The sequence below is a fragment of the Flexivirga alba genome (genome assembly GCF_042661025.1).
Classification (GTDB): Bacteria; Actinomycetota; Actinomycetes; order Actinomycetales; family Dermatophilaceae; genus Flexivirga; species Flexivirga alba.
Genome location: NZ_JBHSWH010000001.1, coordinates 3,241,677 through 3,255,383, shown reverse-complemented (window position 1 = coordinate 3,255,383; position 13,707 = coordinate 3,241,677). Strand labels below are relative to the sequence as shown.

Annotated in this window: 18 protein-coding genes; 9 read left to right on the top strand and 9 right to left on the bottom strand. The window is 67.1% G+C overall.

What is annotated here, in order from left to right; translation table 11 throughout:
- Nucleotides 1–39: 39 nt before the first annotated feature.
- The 8 genes from pdxS to ACFQDH_RS15945 all read right to left on the bottom strand — a co-directional run bounded on the left by pdxS (nucleotide 40) and on the right by ACFQDH_RS15945 (nucleotide 4,902).
- On the bottom strand, nucleotides 40–933 hold the full coding sequence (pdxS, locus tag ACFQDH_RS15980) for a pyridoxal 5'-phosphate synthase lyase subunit PdxS (protein ID WP_382403403.1): 894 nt from the start codon (nucleotides 931–933) through the stop codon (nucleotides 40–42).
- A 120-nt stretch (nucleotides 934–1,053) separates the two neighbouring features.
- Nucleotides 1,054–1,329: a hypothetical protein gene (locus ACFQDH_RS15975; RefSeq protein ID WP_382403402.1), complete on the bottom strand. Its 276-nt coding sequence runs from the start codon at nucleotides 1,327–1,329 to the stop codon at nucleotides 1,054–1,056.
- Complete coding sequence (locus ACFQDH_RS15970; protein WP_382403401.1) at nucleotides 1,326–1,628, bottom strand: hypothetical protein; 303 nt, start codon at nucleotides 1,626–1,628, stop codon at nucleotides 1,326–1,328. Before ACFQDH_RS15970 ends, ACFQDH_RS15975 begins: the two co-directional genes overlap by 4 nt.
- Nucleotides 1,628–2,044, bottom strand: a complete 417-nt coding sequence (locus ACFQDH_RS15965; RefSeq protein WP_382403400.1) for a glycosyltransferase family 4 protein — start codon at nucleotides 2,042–2,044, stop codon at nucleotides 1,628–1,630. The genes ACFQDH_RS15970 and ACFQDH_RS15965 overlap by 1 nt, the downstream gene beginning before the upstream one ends.
- Nucleotides 1,939–2,802 carry a glycosyltransferase family 4 protein gene (locus ACFQDH_RS15960; RefSeq protein ID WP_382403399.1) on the bottom strand — a complete coding sequence of 288 codons (864 nt, stop codon included), beginning with the start codon at nucleotides 2,800–2,802 and terminating at the stop codon, nucleotides 1,939–1,941. Before ACFQDH_RS15960 ends, ACFQDH_RS15965 begins: the two co-directional genes overlap by 106 nt.
- Nucleotides 2,799–3,707, bottom strand: coding sequence for a phosphatidylinositol mannoside acyltransferase (locus ACFQDH_RS15955; protein WP_382403398.1), 909 nt, complete (start codon nucleotides 3,705–3,707; stop codon nucleotides 2,799–2,801). Before ACFQDH_RS15955 ends, ACFQDH_RS15960 begins: the two co-directional genes overlap by 4 nt.
- Nucleotides 3,704–4,339 (bottom strand): phosphatidylinositol phosphate synthase, encoded by a 636-nt coding sequence (pgsA, locus tag ACFQDH_RS15950; RefSeq protein ID WP_382403397.1) that lies wholly within the window; start codon nucleotides 4,337–4,339, stop codon nucleotides 3,704–3,706. Before pgsA ends, ACFQDH_RS15955 begins: the two co-directional genes overlap by 4 nt.
- A gap of 29 nt (nucleotides 4,340–4,368) precedes the next feature.
- Nucleotides 4,369–4,902, bottom strand: a complete 534-nt coding sequence (locus tag ACFQDH_RS15945) for an HIT family protein (RefSeq protein ID WP_382403396.1) — start codon at nucleotides 4,900–4,902, stop codon at nucleotides 4,369–4,371.
- 167 nt (nucleotides 4,903–5,069) lie between these two features.
- Between ACFQDH_RS15945 and ACFQDH_RS15940 the strand changes: the two genes are divergently transcribed.
- Complete coding sequence (locus tag ACFQDH_RS15940; protein WP_382403395.1) at nucleotides 5,070–5,507, top strand: nitroreductase family deazaflavin-dependent oxidoreductase; 438 nt, start codon at nucleotides 5,070–5,072, stop codon at nucleotides 5,505–5,507.
- A 1-nt stretch (nucleotide 5,508) separates the two neighbouring features.
- On the opposite strand, the gene ACFQDH_RS15935 is transcribed toward ACFQDH_RS15940, so the two are convergent.
- Complete coding sequence (locus ACFQDH_RS15935; protein WP_382403394.1) at nucleotides 5,509–5,997, bottom strand: GNAT family N-acetyltransferase; 489 nt, start codon at nucleotides 5,995–5,997, stop codon at nucleotides 5,509–5,511.
- 113 nt (nucleotides 5,998–6,110) lie between these two features.
- Here ACFQDH_RS15935 and ACFQDH_RS15930 point away from each other — a divergent pair, with 113 nt between their 5' ends.
- The 8 genes from ACFQDH_RS15930 (at nucleotide 6,111) to ACFQDH_RS15895 (ending at nucleotide 13,706) form a co-directional block, all read left to right on the top strand.
- Nucleotides 6,111–6,527: a VOC family protein gene (locus ACFQDH_RS15930; protein ID WP_382403393.1), complete on the top strand. Its 417-nt coding sequence runs from the start codon at nucleotides 6,111–6,113 to the stop codon at nucleotides 6,525–6,527.
- 97 nt (nucleotides 6,528–6,624) lie between these two features.
- Nucleotides 6,625–7,020: an EVE domain-containing protein gene (locus tag ACFQDH_RS15925; RefSeq protein ID WP_382403392.1), complete on the top strand. Its 396-nt coding sequence runs from the start codon at nucleotides 6,625–6,627 to the stop codon at nucleotides 7,018–7,020.
- Nucleotides 7,021–7,133: 113 nt separating this feature from the next.
- Entirely contained in the window at nucleotides 7,134–7,529 is a 396-nt protein-coding gene (locus ACFQDH_RS15920) for a VOC family protein (protein ID WP_382403391.1), read from the top strand.
- A gap of 74 nt (nucleotides 7,530–7,603) precedes the next feature.
- On the top strand, nucleotides 7,604–8,302 hold the full coding sequence (locus ACFQDH_RS15915) for a crotonase/enoyl-CoA hydratase family protein (RefSeq protein ID WP_382403390.1): 699 nt from the start codon (nucleotides 7,604–7,606) through the stop codon (nucleotides 8,300–8,302).
- A gap of 85 nt (nucleotides 8,303–8,387) precedes the next feature.
- On the top strand, nucleotides 8,388–10,382 hold the full coding sequence (locus tag ACFQDH_RS15910; RefSeq protein ID WP_382403389.1) for an acetoacetate--CoA ligase: 1,995 nt from the start codon (nucleotides 8,388–8,390) through the stop codon (nucleotides 10,380–10,382).
- Complete coding sequence (locus ACFQDH_RS15905; protein WP_382403388.1) at nucleotides 10,379–11,323, top strand: 3-hydroxyacyl-CoA dehydrogenase NAD-binding domain-containing protein; 945 nt, start codon at nucleotides 10,379–10,381, stop codon at nucleotides 11,321–11,323. The genes ACFQDH_RS15910 and ACFQDH_RS15905 overlap by 4 nt, the downstream gene beginning before the upstream one ends.
- Nucleotides 11,320–12,822, top strand: a complete 1,503-nt coding sequence (locus tag ACFQDH_RS15900; protein ID WP_382403387.1) for an acyl-CoA synthetase — start codon at nucleotides 11,320–11,322, stop codon at nucleotides 12,820–12,822. Before ACFQDH_RS15905 ends, ACFQDH_RS15900 begins: the two co-directional genes overlap by 4 nt.
- A complete protein-coding gene (locus ACFQDH_RS15895; RefSeq protein ID WP_382403386.1) occupies nucleotides 12,819–13,706 on the top strand; it encodes an amidohydrolase family protein in 888 nt (295 codons plus the stop codon). Before ACFQDH_RS15900 ends, ACFQDH_RS15895 begins: the two co-directional genes overlap by 4 nt.
- Nucleotide 13,707 lies beyond the last annotated feature (1 nt).

The window sequence follows — 13,707 nt, the reverse complement described above, 5'->3', positions numbered from 1 at the left end:
CTTCGCCGGGTCTCTCGTCTACTTACTCAGCTTGGTGTGTCACCAACCGCGCTCGGCGAGCCGGTGCGGCTCGGGGATCTCCTCGACGTTGATGCCGACCATCGCCTCGCCCAGGCCCCGCGACACCTTCGCGATCACGTCGGGGTCGTCGTAGAAGGTGGTCGCCTTCACGATCGCCTCGGCACGCTGCGCCGGGTTGCCGGACTTGAAGATGCCGGAGCCGACGAAGACACCCTCGGCGCCCAGCTGCATCATCATGGCCGCGTCGGCCGGGGTTGCGATTCCACCTGCGGTGAAGAGCACCACCGGCAGCTTGCCGGCCTCCGCGACCTCCTTGACGAGCTCGTATGGCGCCTGCAATTCCTTTGCAGCGACATACAACTCGTCTTCGGGAAGGTTCTGCAAACGACGGATCTGCTGGCGGATCTGGCGCATGTGCGTCGTGGCATTGGAGACGTCGCCGGTGCCGGCCTCACCCTTGGAGCGGATCATCGCCGCACCCTCGGTGATGCGACGCAGCGCCTCGCCCAGGTTGGTCGCACCGCACACGAAGGGGACGGTGAACTCCCACTTGTCGATGTGGTTGGCATAGTCGGCCGGGGTCAGCACCTCGGACTCGTCGACGTAGTCGACACCGAGGCTCTGCAGGACCTGCGCCTCAACGAAGTGACCGATGCGCGCCTTGGCCATCACCGGGATCGAGACGGCCTCGATGATGCTGTCGATCATGTCGGGGTCACTGGCGCGCGAGACGCCACCTTGCGCACGGATGTCGGCAGGCACTCGCTCCAACGCCATGACCGCGACGGCGCCGGCGTCCTCGGCGATCTTGGCCTGCTCAGCCGTGACGACGTCCATGATGACGCCGCCCTTCAGCATCTCCGCCATACCTCGCTTGACGCGGGCGGTGCCGGTCTCGGTCGCTGCAGTCACTTCCGGGTCTCCTCATCGAACGACGACGTTTTCCCCAGAATACCGCCGCCTTCGGCAGGTTCATGCCATCCGGCTACGTATGACACTATTCGGCCACGGCGAAATGCGGCCAGGCTCGGCCTAGAGGCCGTCGGGAAGCTGGTCGTCGAACTCGACGGGTGACGGCAACGGGGTGTGACCGGCCAGCCCGAGGTAGCGAACCTGCGGACGGAGCCGCAGGCGTCGGACGTCGCGCACGGCTTCGTTGTGGAAACGCCGGGCGATCTCGACACGCTGGCCGGCCGAACGGAGCCGCTCCACGACCTCGGGCCAGCCGTCGTTCTCGTCCCGCAACTCGGTGATCACGTCGGCGGTCAGGGTCGTGCGCAACACCTGGGTGAGCATCGACTCCGTCACGGCACGCTGGGCACCGATGCCGTCGGATCGGACCGTCTCGCCCAGTGATGCCGCATCGGCGGCGTCAAGGAGGCGCTGGCCGCGTCGGCGAGCAATGCGGCACTCGCCGGGTCCAGTGCGCCCGAACCGGCCACCTCGCGCACGACCTCGGCACGGCGCACCAGCTGCGCATCGAGCGACGAGACCGACCCCTCGACCTTGGTGTGCAATCGGTCCAGCCGGGCGGCGGTATAGGAGAGGTACCAGGCGACCAGCGCCACGACCGCGATGACAACCGCGGTCCACGCGAAGATCCGCATCAGTCACGCCCCCGCAACACTCGCTTGGTCCGCCCGGTGGAGGTCGCTCGCACTGGTCCCGGCCTGGCCGCACGGCACGTCTCGTAGACGTCCATCACATCCGCCGATACGCGCGACCAGTCGAAGTCCCGCGCTCGCAACGCTCCCCGGGCTGCGAGTTCGGAGCGCTCTCCCGGGTCGTCGAGCAGGCGCAGCACGGTGCCGGCCAGCGACGCCGCGTCACCGGTGCGGAACATCGCACCCGCGCTACCCCCGGCGAGCACGTCGGAGAAGGACGGCAGGTCGCTCGCCACCACCGGCGCCATCGCACTCATCGCCTCGACCAGGATGATGCCGAAGCTCTCCGCGCCGGTGTTGGGAGCGACATACGCATCGACCGACCGCAACAGCGACGCCTTGTCCTGCTCGCTGACCATGCCCAGGAACTCGGTCGCCGCCCGCACGTGGGCCGCTGTATGACGTAGAGCTTCCCCGGATCACCTGGACCGGCAACGAGCAGCCTCAACCCGGGCCGCGCATCGAGCAGCTGCGGCATCGCCTCCAGCAGCACGGCCAGACCCTTGCGCGACTCCTCCAAGCGGCCGAGGAACGCAATGGTCGGGCGATCGTCACTCCCCCGCCAGTGCGGCACGAGCGGTGCGGTCGCGAAGCGGTCGACATACACACCGTTGGGGATGATCAGCGCGTCGGCCGCGCCTTCGTGTCGGTGGATCGTGCGTAAAGCCTCACGGGACACGGCGATTCGGCCGCTGAGCTTCTCCAGTTGCGGCTCCAGTAGCGGCATGACCGTCAGCAGCACCCGCGATCGCATGGTGCTGGAGTGGAACGTGCCGACCACGGCGCCGTGCCCGGACATCATCGCCAGCATCGACAAACTGGGCGCGAACGGCTCATGGATGTGCAGCACGTCGAACCCGCCGCGCTCGATCCAGCGAGAGACCCGCGCCGCGGTGACCGGCCCGAAGAGCAACCGCGCCACGGACCCGTTATAGGGCACCGGCATCGCGCGCCCGGCGGAATCGACGTATGGCGGCAGGTCGGCATCCTCGTCGGCGGGTGCCAGAACCCGCACATCATGTCCCTGCGAGATCAGGTGCTCGGCCAGGTCGCGCACGTGGAACTGCACTCCGCCCGGCACGTTGAACGCGTACGGGCTGACCATGCCGATCCTCATCGCGGGTACTCCACGAAGATTCGCTGCATCATGTGCCAATCCTGGGTGCGCTCCCTGATGGTTTCACCCAGGGCGTCCACGCACTGCTGCGTCATCGCATGCACCTGCGCATCGGCGCTCCCTTGTCCGGGCGGGCGCACCCGCGCCCCGAAGCGCGCCACCACCCGCTGCGCCGCCCGACCCGGGATCGGCTCGTAGGTGATGGCGAGCGGAAAGAGCGCAGCGCCGGTCTCCAACGCGAGTTTGGCCGGTCCGACTGCGGCGCGCGTCCGATGCCCGCACAGCGTGACTTCCACGCCGCTACGTGTCAGGTCGCGATCGGACAGCAGCGGCACGAAACCCCCGCGTGAAATCGCTTCTCGCAGTTGCGAATAGACGTGCTCGCCGCCGGTGAGCGGCAGGATCCGCATGCCGAGTGACTCCCGGAAGTCGACGAACGCGTCGAAGACCGACTCGGGCTTGAGTCGCTCGGCGACCGTGGTCACCGGCGCGAAGTGGTCGGTGGCCCACGCGCCGCAGTGGTCCCAGTTGCCCAGGTGCCCCAGGAAGAGGATCAACGGCTCACCACGGTCGACGATCGCGCGGGCCTCGGCGTCGTGTCCTGTCAGCCGGATCCGCTCGTCGAGGGTGGCCGGGGTCTCGCGCGGCAACCGGAAGGCGTCACACCAATAGCGCAGGTATGACGAAACCCCTTCCCCCACCAACGATTCCAGCTCCTCGGAGCTCAGCTCCGGCCGGACCGCCGCATAGTTGGCGCGCAGCTGTTGTACCGAGCGACCGTCCCGGCGGTGCAGAGAGCGTGCGACCCGGTCGAAAGCGCCATACGCGGCGCGCTCGGGCAGGCGGCAGACCAATCGCCAGGCCGCGCGATAGGCCAAGCCCTCCGCGCGCTCGCGCGGGGTCACTTCGGGAGTTCCCCGGCCCCGCCCAACGCCTGGGTTCGAACGGTGAGCATGCGCTGGAAAACGGTGATGAGGCTGGCGATCGCCAGCAGCGCCAGCACGACGCCGAGCACTGCGGTCGGCAGGTGCAGCCAGTGGATGCCGACCAGACCGGTCGTGACCAACACGGCGACCAGCCGCTCGGAGCGTTCGGCGATGCCGACATTGGCCGTCATACCAAGGCCTTCGGCGCGCGCCTTGGAGTAGGACACGACCATGCCGAGGATCAGGCAGGCCAGCGCGAGTCCGGCCATGCCGAGGTTGTCGCCGTCACCGGCATACCAGAGGATCAGTGCGCCAAAGATCGCCGCGTCCGCCACCCGGTCAAGGGTCGAGTCCAGGTAGGCGCCCCAGACGCTTGAGCGCCCCGACATACGCGCCATGTTGCCGTCGAGTGTGTCGGAGAAAATGAAGACGGTGATGACGACCGTGCCCCAGAACAGGCTGCCGCGCGGGTAGAACGCGAGCGCGCCGAAGCAGACCCCGAGCGTGCCGACGATCGTGACGACGTCGGGCGAAATGCCCAGCCGCAACAGAAGTTTCGCCAGTGGCGTGAAGAACTTGGTGATCGCCGCCCGGGCGTAACGGTTGAGCATGGTGCGCCCAGGTTACCGGGGAGTCGGGTTCAGTCCTGCGGCCAGGCTTCGGCGAGCCGCGACCTGGTGTCGTCCAGGAGCACCGGCAAGGCCTTGGTCTGGGCCACGATCGGCAGGAAGTTGGAGTCGCCGGCCCAGCGCGGGACGACGTGCTGGTGCAGATGAGCGGCAACCCCCGCGCCGGCGACCTCGCCCTGGTTCATGCCGAGGTTGAAACCGTGCGGCTCCGACGCCGTCGTGAGCGCGGTGATCGCCTGCTTGGTCAGCGCGGTGAACTCGCCTGTTTCCTCGTCGGTCAGATCGAGGTATGCCGGGACGTGCCGGTTGGGGCAGATCAGCAGGTGCCCGGGGTTGTACGGGAAGAGGTTGAGGATCACGAAACAGGTCGATCCGCGCTGCACGATGAGTGCTTCCTCGTCGGTCTTGGCCTGGGCCGCGCAGAAGGGGCAGGCGCCATCGTCGTCGTGGTCGGGCTTGTCCGCTTCGATGTAGGCCATCCGGTGCGGAGTCCACAGTCGCTCGAAACCGTCGGGCACTCGGGCGAAGTTGTCCTCTGGCTCCACCCCACCCCCGAAGTTCTCCGCTCCTCCGTCGCTCCGATACTTCGCGGGGACCCCGGGACCATGTGCTGCGGCATACGCCCGATCGTATGCCGAGCACCGACGGAACAACGCGAGCGGATCGGCGGTTGCTCTTGTCGGACCATTCGTTGAGCGCACGAGGAGAAAACATGCCCTTGCAAGGTGAATACGCCGAGGAGAAGACCGGCTGGGTCAAGGACCAGCTCGCCAAGATCGACGAGTCGGGCACGACCGGCGCCGTCGACGTCATGGGTATGCCGGTAGTCGTCTACACGATGCGCGGGGCCAAGTCCGGCAAGTTGCGCCGCGTTCCGCTGATGCGGGTCGAACACGACGGTGTCTATGCCGTGGTGGCTTCCAAGGGCGGAGCGCCACAGCACCCTGTTTGGTACAACAACATCACGGCCAACCCTGAGGTCGAGGTTCAGGACGGGACCGCGAAGCACGACGGCACTGCCCGGGAGATCACCGGGGCCGAGCGCGACGAGTGGTGGGAGCGCGCTGTTGCGGCATACCCGCCTTACGCGGAGTACCAGACCAAGACCGACCGGCAGATCCCGGTGCTGCTGGTCGAGCCGACGAAATAGCTCAGCTCGTCGGCAGGCGGTCCGTCAGGACACACTGCATGAGGGTGTCCTGCGGACCGCCGAAACCGACTCGCCGGTAGAGCGGCCGCGCCCGGTCAGTTGCGTTGAGCTGCAACCGGTAGAGGCCGCTCTCCGCCGCCCAGTCGATGATGTGTCGCAAGAGCCTCTCGCCGAGCCCGCGGCCGCGCAGGTCGGGAGCGACATACACCGAACTCAGGTGCACCCAGCCACCGGTCGGGCGACGCAGACTGGGCAGGCTGGTGGCGAGGATGCCGATCGCGAAGGCCACGGGTTCACCGTCGGCACGGCGTGCCAACCAGGCGGGCCGGGCCGCTCCTTGAGCCAGCCAGGCCTCGGCGAACTCGTCGATGAAGCCATCACGCCGCGGCGAGCCACCCTCCAGATCCCACCGCAGGGTCATCGCTGCCAACACGAAGGCGTCCTCGGGGGCGGCTCGTTCGATGCGTATGCCGTCCATTTCGTCGCTCACCCCGGCAGTTTTCCATGGCTTGCTCTTCCGGCCCAGCGATTGTCGGTGTGGACTGGTGTGATGGGAATCGCGGCCGACCCTGCCGCACCCGACGCCCGACAGAGGAGCCCCCGATGACCGCTCAACTCAACCCTTATCTGAGCTTCCGTGGTGAGGCGAAGGCCGCCATGGAGCTCTACCGCGATGTCTTCGGCGGGGAGCTCTCGTCCAACACGTTCGGCGAGTTCAGCTCCGCCGACCACCAGGTCGATCCCGGTGACGCGGACAAGATCATGCATGCGCAGCTCACGACGCCGGAGGGCTTCTGCCTGATGGGCGCAGACACACCCCAGGCGATGGAACCCTCCGCCAACGGCACGATCAGTCTGTCCGGCGACGACGCCGAGGCGCTGCGTGGCTACTGGACGAAGCTGTCCGACGGCGGAAACGTGCTGATGCCACTCGAGAAGCAGATGTGGGGCGACGAATTCGGCATGCTGGTCGACCGGTTCGGCGTGTCCTGGATGGTCAACATCGCCCAGGCGAGCTGACTTCGTAACGGATACGGATGGTTACGTTTCCGCTGAACCGTAACCATCCGTATCGATCCGGACCGATGCGGACCGGAAGGCTCTCTAGCCTGCCGATATGACTGCAACGCGTACCTGGGTCCTCGTCGTTTCGCGTGACCACGCCCGTCGCGGAGTCGACGAAGGATTCGTCATGGCCAACCACGGGAAGCGCGCTCCCCTGGCGCGGATGAGCGTCGGAGACCGCATCCTCATCTATTCGCCGAAGACGAGCTACCCGGACGGTGATCCGTTGCGGGCAATCTCGTTCGTCGGCGCGGTCACCGGCGATGCCCCCGAGCCGAGCACCGTCATACCGGGCGGTTTCCGGCGCGCGGCGTCCCTGCGCGAGATCACACCAGTCCCGCTCACCGACGTGCGTGGCCACCTGCCGACGAGTCGGCTGCGCTTCGGCTGCTTCGAGTTGCCGGCCGACGATGCGGCGGCGATCGCAGCCCTGATCTCCGCCCAGTAGCCGGCCACTGTCGGCCCTGATCCTTCGGCCACTGATGGCCATCGATCAGCCAGTTCCCCCGGGTCGAGTTGCGCGGTAGCGTCGTTATCTCACGCCGAGGTTCGGAGCCACCCATGACATTCCCCGCACTGACACACGTGGCGATCACCGTCACCAATCTCGATGCCAGCACTCGTTGGTACACAACGCTGTTCGGCGCTGAGCCGGTGCTGGACGAGGACGAGGAGTCGGGCACTTTCCATCACGTGGTCTTCGCCCTCGACGGCGGCACGTTGTTCGGTCTGCACACGCACACGGAGTCCACGACGACGGAGACATTCGACGAGCGTCGGACTGGCATGGACCACGTGGCGTTCGCGATCGGCCGCGACGAGTTGGACAGCTGGGTCACCAAGCTCAACGAGCTCGGCATACCGAACAGTGGCGTCAAGGACGCACATTACGGGTCGGGCATCTCGTTCCGGGATCCGGACAACATCGCCCTGGAGTTCTTCGCTCCGCCGGCCTGAGCTGAGTCCTTGCCCGGGCTGCCTTATCTTGGTTTAATCATCAGGATTCCTGTTGATTACACCTTGAGGTGCCCTTGTCGATCTCACTGAACCTTCCGGACACGCTCGCGCTCACCTGGGCCGGTGACGTCGCGGTGCTGACGTTGAACCGCCCGGCCAAGCGCAACGCGCTCAACGACGAGACCGTGCTGGGCATCGAGCACTTCTTCACCCACTTGCCGGACGACGTGCGCGCGGCGGTGCTGGCCGCCGAGGGCGACCATTTCTGCGCGGGTCTCGATCTGTCCGAACTCGCCGAACGCGATGCGCTCGCCGGCCTGCAGCACTCCCGAATGTGGCATCGCGCGTTCGAAGCAATCGAGTTCGGCCCCGTGCCGGTGGTTGCCGCCCTCAAGGGTGCGGTCGTCGGCGGCGGCCTCGAGCTCGCGGCCGCCGCCCATGTGCGGGTCGCCGACCAGACGACCTTCTACGCACTTCCCGAAGGCATGCGCGGCCTGTTCGTCGGAGGTGGCGCATCGGTGCGAGTACCCCGGCTGATGGGCGTCGCACGGATGAGTGACCTGATGCTCACCGGGCGCCGCTACGACGCCGCGGAGGGGATGGCGGCGGGTCTGTCGCAATACGTCGTCGACGAGGAAGCGCGCTCGACAAGGCGATCGAGATCGCGCAGCAGATCGCCACCAATGCACCGCAGAGCAACTACGCGATCATCCACGCACTCCCCCGCATCGCCGAGGCGAATCCCCGCGAGGGCTACTTCATGGAGGCGATGATGGCCGCGATCGCCCAGAGCAGCGACGACGCGAAGGACCGCATGCGCGCCTTCCTCGACGGCCGAGCGCAGAAGGTCACCGACCGATGAGCAGGACTGAAACTACCTCCAGCGCAACAACATTCAACACAGGTGACGTCGTATGGCGCCCGCCTGCAGATGTCCTCGACACCACGCGGGTCGGTGCGTTCCTACGCTGGCTGCGCCACGAGCGCGGGATCGAGCTGGCCGGCCACGAAGAACTGTGGCAGTGGTCCGTGGACGAGCTCGAGCAGTTCTGGTCGGCAATCTGGGACTTCTTCGAGGTGACCGACCACGGCAGCCGCGAGGTCGTGCTCGAGCGGCGCATCATGCCAGGCGCGCGGTGGTTCCCCGGATCGCTGCTCAACTATGCCGAGCAAGCGCTGAAGGGGTGCGGTGATGATGAAGCCCCCGCCATACTCGCCCGGTCACAGACACGTGACGACCTCGACCTGACCTGGGGTGAGCTACGCGATCAGGTCGGCCGGGCTCGCCGAGTCCTGCGGGATCACGGAGTCGGTCCCGGCGACCGGGTCGCCGGCTACCTGCCCAACGCGCCAGAGGCCGTGGTCGCGTTCCTCGCCGCGGCGGGCCTCGGCGCGATCTGGACCGGCTGCGCGATCGAGTTCGGCTCACGCAGCGTCATCGACCGTCTCGGTCAGGTCGAACCCACGGTCCTGCTTGTCGCCGGCGGCTACGCGTATGGCGACAAGCAGGTCGACCGCAGCGAGCAGATAGCTGCCGTCCGTGCCGAAATCCCCACTATCAGAACCGTTTTCGACATCGAGTACGGCGATTGGCGATCGCCGGATGCCGTGTCCTGGCCCGCCGCGATGACGGCTGTCACCGAGCCGATTCTCGAGACGACACCGGTGCCCTTCGACCATCCGCTGGTCGTGCTCTTCTCCTCGGGTACGACCGGCAAGCCGAAGCCGATCGTGCACGGGCACGGCGGGATCGTGCTGGAACACCTCAAGAACCACGCCCTGTCCTGGGACCTCGGCAGCGGCGACGTCATGCTCTGGTACTCCACGACCGCCTGGATGATGTGGAACGCACTCGTGTCCGGTCTGCTCGTCGGCTCCACGATCGTGCTGCTGGATGGCAACCCTGGTCACCCGGACCTCACCTGGCAGTGGGATCTCGCCGAGCAGACCGGAGCGACCTTGATGGGCGCCAGCCCCGGCTTCATCATGGCCTGCCGCAGCGCCGGCATCGACCTCACCGGCCGTGACTTGCGGATCCGGGTGGTCGGGTCGGCGGGTTCGCCGCTGCCACCGGAGGGATACACCTGGATCCGCGACCAGCTCGGTGAGCGCGTGCAGCTCAATGTCGGCAGCGGCGGCACCGACGTGTGCACCGGTCTCGTGCAGAACAACCCGTTGCTTCCGGTGCGCGCCGGGATGATCTCGGGTCGAGCGCTCGGCGTGGACGTGCACGCCTTCGACCCCGAGGGACACGAGCTCATCGGCGAGCCGGGCGAACTCGTCGTCCTCTCCCCCATGCCGTCGATGCCGGTGGGCTTCTGGGGAGATGACGGAACCCGTTTGGGGGCAGCCTATTTCGACACCTACCCCGGTGTATGGCGCCACGGCGACTGGATCATCTTCGAGGCTGACGGCCGGTGCATCGTCACCGGTCGCAGCGACGCCACGCTCAACCGTGGAGGCGTCCGGCTGGGCACCGCCGAGTTCTACCGGGTGGTCGAGGAACTCCCGGAGGTCGGCGACAGCCTCGTCATACACCTGGAGGACCCGGAGGGTGGCAACGGCGAGTTGATCCTGTTCGTGACGACCACCGGCGACATCGACGCCGCTGACCTGCGAGCCCGGGTGTCCGGCGCGCTGCGTTCGGCGCTCAGTCCGCGTCACGTGCCCGACGAGGTCGTCGAAGTCCCGGCGATCCCGCGCAATCTCACCGGCAAGAAACTCGAGGTCCCCGTCAAGCGGATCCTGCAGGGCGCGGACGCTTCCGACGTCGTCAGCGCCGATGCCCTGGCGGATCCGAGCTCGATCGACGCCTACGTCCAGTACGCGGCTCGGCGGAGGGAGCGGTCATGAGAACCGACGTGCAGGTCGTTGCCGTCGTCGGGGCCGGGTCGATCGGCTGTAGCTGGGCGGGGCTCGCCCTGGCCCACGGAATGGCGGTCCGCCTGGCCGATCCGGCTGGTATTCCACGTGATCGTGCTGCTGACACCGTCGCCGCACACCTCGCCGATCTCCATGCGCCCGCCGAGGCAGCAGCACGGCTGACGCTCCACAGCGACGCCGCGGAAGCGGCCGGTGGAGCAGATCTGGTGATCGAAGCCGGACCCGAACGGCTCGCCTTCAAGCGAGACCTCTTCGCCGCGCTGGACGCGGCCACCGCGCCGGACGTGCTGCTGGCCAGCAGCAGCTCGGGGTTCGGCCCGAGCAGTTTTCAGGACGCCTGCACGCATCCCGAGCGGGTCCTCGTGGCGCACCCGTTCAACCCACCGCATCTGATCCCACTCGTCGAGGTCGTCGGCGGTGCATCGACCTCGCCGGAAGCGATTGCAGCCGCGATGTCCGTCCTGCACGGGTGGGGTCGTTGTCCCATCCGGGTCAACGCGGAGCTGCCGGGACATGTCGTCAATCGCCTCCAGGCGGCGCTCTGGCGCGAGGCGTACGACCTCGTCGGCCGTGGCGCGATCTCGGTCGCCGACCTGGATCTGGCTGTGGCCAACGGACCTGGCCTGCGCTGGGCGTTACTCGGCCCGATCGCCACCCAACACCTGTCCGGTGGTCCGGGAGGTATGGCGCACGTCCTCGAGCACCTCGGCCCGCCGATGGTCGAGTGGTGGAACGACCTGCGCGAGCCGGAGCTCACCCCGGAGCTGACCGCGCAGCTCGTCTCCGGTGTCCAGGAGGAACTGGCGGCTGGGGACGACGTCATACGCGCGCGCCGGGACGAGGCGTTGCGCGAGTTGCTGGCTCTCAAGAGCCGCCTCGGTCTCGACAGCGCAGGAGGTGACCGCGAATGAAGGATCAAGGACTCGGCTCATGGACCCAGCGCCGTGCCCGGATGACACCGGGCAAGACCGCGCTGGTGCAGGACGGTCACCGGGTCACCTACCGGCAGCTGCAACTGACCTCGACACGACTCGCGCACGGCCTACGGTCGCGTGGTGTGGCGCCTGGCGACCGGGTCGCGTTCCTCGGGCTCAACTCGATCGAACTCGTAGCGGCGATGTTCGCCACGGCTTCGCTGGGCGCGGTCTTCGTGCCGCTCAACACCCGCTTGGCGCCGCCGGAGCTGAGCTACGTCTTGGCCAATAGCGAGCCGACGATCGTCCTCGCAGAGGACAGCCTGACGACCGACCTCATCTCCCGGATGATCGACGAATTGTCAATCCCCACGGTCATTTTCACGCGTGCAGCCGGCGCGGGACTCGCAACCCTCGAGGCTGATGGCGAGACGCCGATCGATGACCCGATCAGCCACGACGACCTTTTCATGATCCAGTACACCTCCGGCACCAGCGGCCGCCCCAAGGGTGTCCAGCTGACTCACGGCAACATCATCTGGAACGTCATGAACCTGATGGTGGACATCGATCTCGGCAGCGAGGAAGTCGCGCTGGTCACCGCCCCGCTGTTCCACACGGCGGCACTCAACCAGCTTCTCTTCCCCACGATCCTCAAGGGCGGCACCGCACTCGTGGAAGCCCGCTTCAACCCCAACCGAGCCATCGACCTGATCGAATCAGAAGGTGTGACACTGCTTTTCGGCGTCACGTCGATGTATCTCGCGCTGTCCGACGCAGAACGGTTCGCCACCGCCGACCTGAGCACCCTGCGCACCGCTCTCAGCGGCGGCGCGCCCATCCCGGAAGCGCTGCTACACGTCTGGCTCGACCGTGGCCTGATGATCGTTCAAGGCTATGGGCTGACCGAAGCCTCTCCGGGCAGCACGATGCTGCGCGCTGCCGATGGCATCCGCAAGCTCGGATCCGCAGGAACGGCATGCTTCTTCACCGATGTGCGCGTCGTCGACGGCGACGGCAAAAGTGTGGCCGGCGAGCCCGGGGAGGTGCAGGTCAGCGGACCGAACGTCACGCCCGGTTACTGGCGCGACCCGTCTTCGACCGAGCGCGCGTTCACCGGCGGCTGGCTGCACACCGGCGACCTCGCGACAACCGACGACGAGGGCTATCTGCGAATCGACGGCCGACTCAAGGACATGTACATCTCCGGCGGCGAGAACGTCTATCCCGCGGAGATCGAGAGCGCGCTGCACGAACACCCGGACGTGGCTGAAGCTGCCGTGATCGGCATACCCGACGCGAGATGGGGAGAGGTCGGACGGGCGTTCGTGGTGGCGACGCCCGGCTCGTCCCTCGACGAGCAGGCGATCATCGCTCACCTGGAGGGGCGGCTGGCACGCTACAAGTTGCCCAAGTCCGTTGTGTTCCTTACTGAATTGCCACACAACGCATCCGGCAAGTTGATGAAATCCACGCTGAGAGAGGGGAATTCGTGACCGGATACGAGCCCGCTGTCGACCTGAGTGCGATTCGCGCCATCGACATACATGTGCACGTCGAGGCTGACTCGCACGGGCACTTCTCCTTGGACCAGGAGTTGCTCGACGCCTCGGCCGCGTACTTCAAGGGCGACGAACCACGCACGCCCACCGTCGGCGACCTCGCCGAACGCTACCGCCGCGCAGGTATGGCGGCAGTGGTCTTCACCGTCGACGCGACGACCGCGACCGGCCACCCCGCACTTTCGAGCGCGGTCATCGCGCAAGAGGCGTCCGAGCACGCCGACGTGCTCATCCCGTTCGGCTCGGTGGACCCGCTGCAGGGTGACGCGGCGGTCGAACTCGCCCGCCGCCTCGTCGAGGAACATGGCGTGCGAGGGTTCAAGTTCCACCCGTCCCTGCAGGCGTTCTCCCCGGACGATCCGGCCTTTCGACCACTGTGGGCGACGATCGAGGAACTCGGCGTGCCGGCGCTCTTCCACACGGGCCAGAACGGCATCGGAGCCGGACTCCCGGGCGGTCGAGGCGTCAAGCTGCGCTACTCCAACCCCTTGCTGCTCGACGATGTCGCGGCGGACTTCCCCCGGCTGACCGTCATCCTCGCGCACCCGTCCGTTCCGTGGCAGGCGGAGGCGATATCGATGGCCACCCACAAGGCGAACGTCTTCATCGACCTCTCCGGCTGGCGGCCGAAGTACTTCCCGCCGGAGCTGGTCCACGCAGCGGGCCGGATGCTCCGCCACAAGGTCTTGTTCGGCAGCGACTATCCACTGCTCACTCCGGAGCAGTGGATCGCCGACTTCGGGCAGCTGGGCCTCGACGAAGCCGTGCTGCCCGGGATCCTCAAGGACAACGCCGTTAAGGTGCTCGGACTGAGGTGAG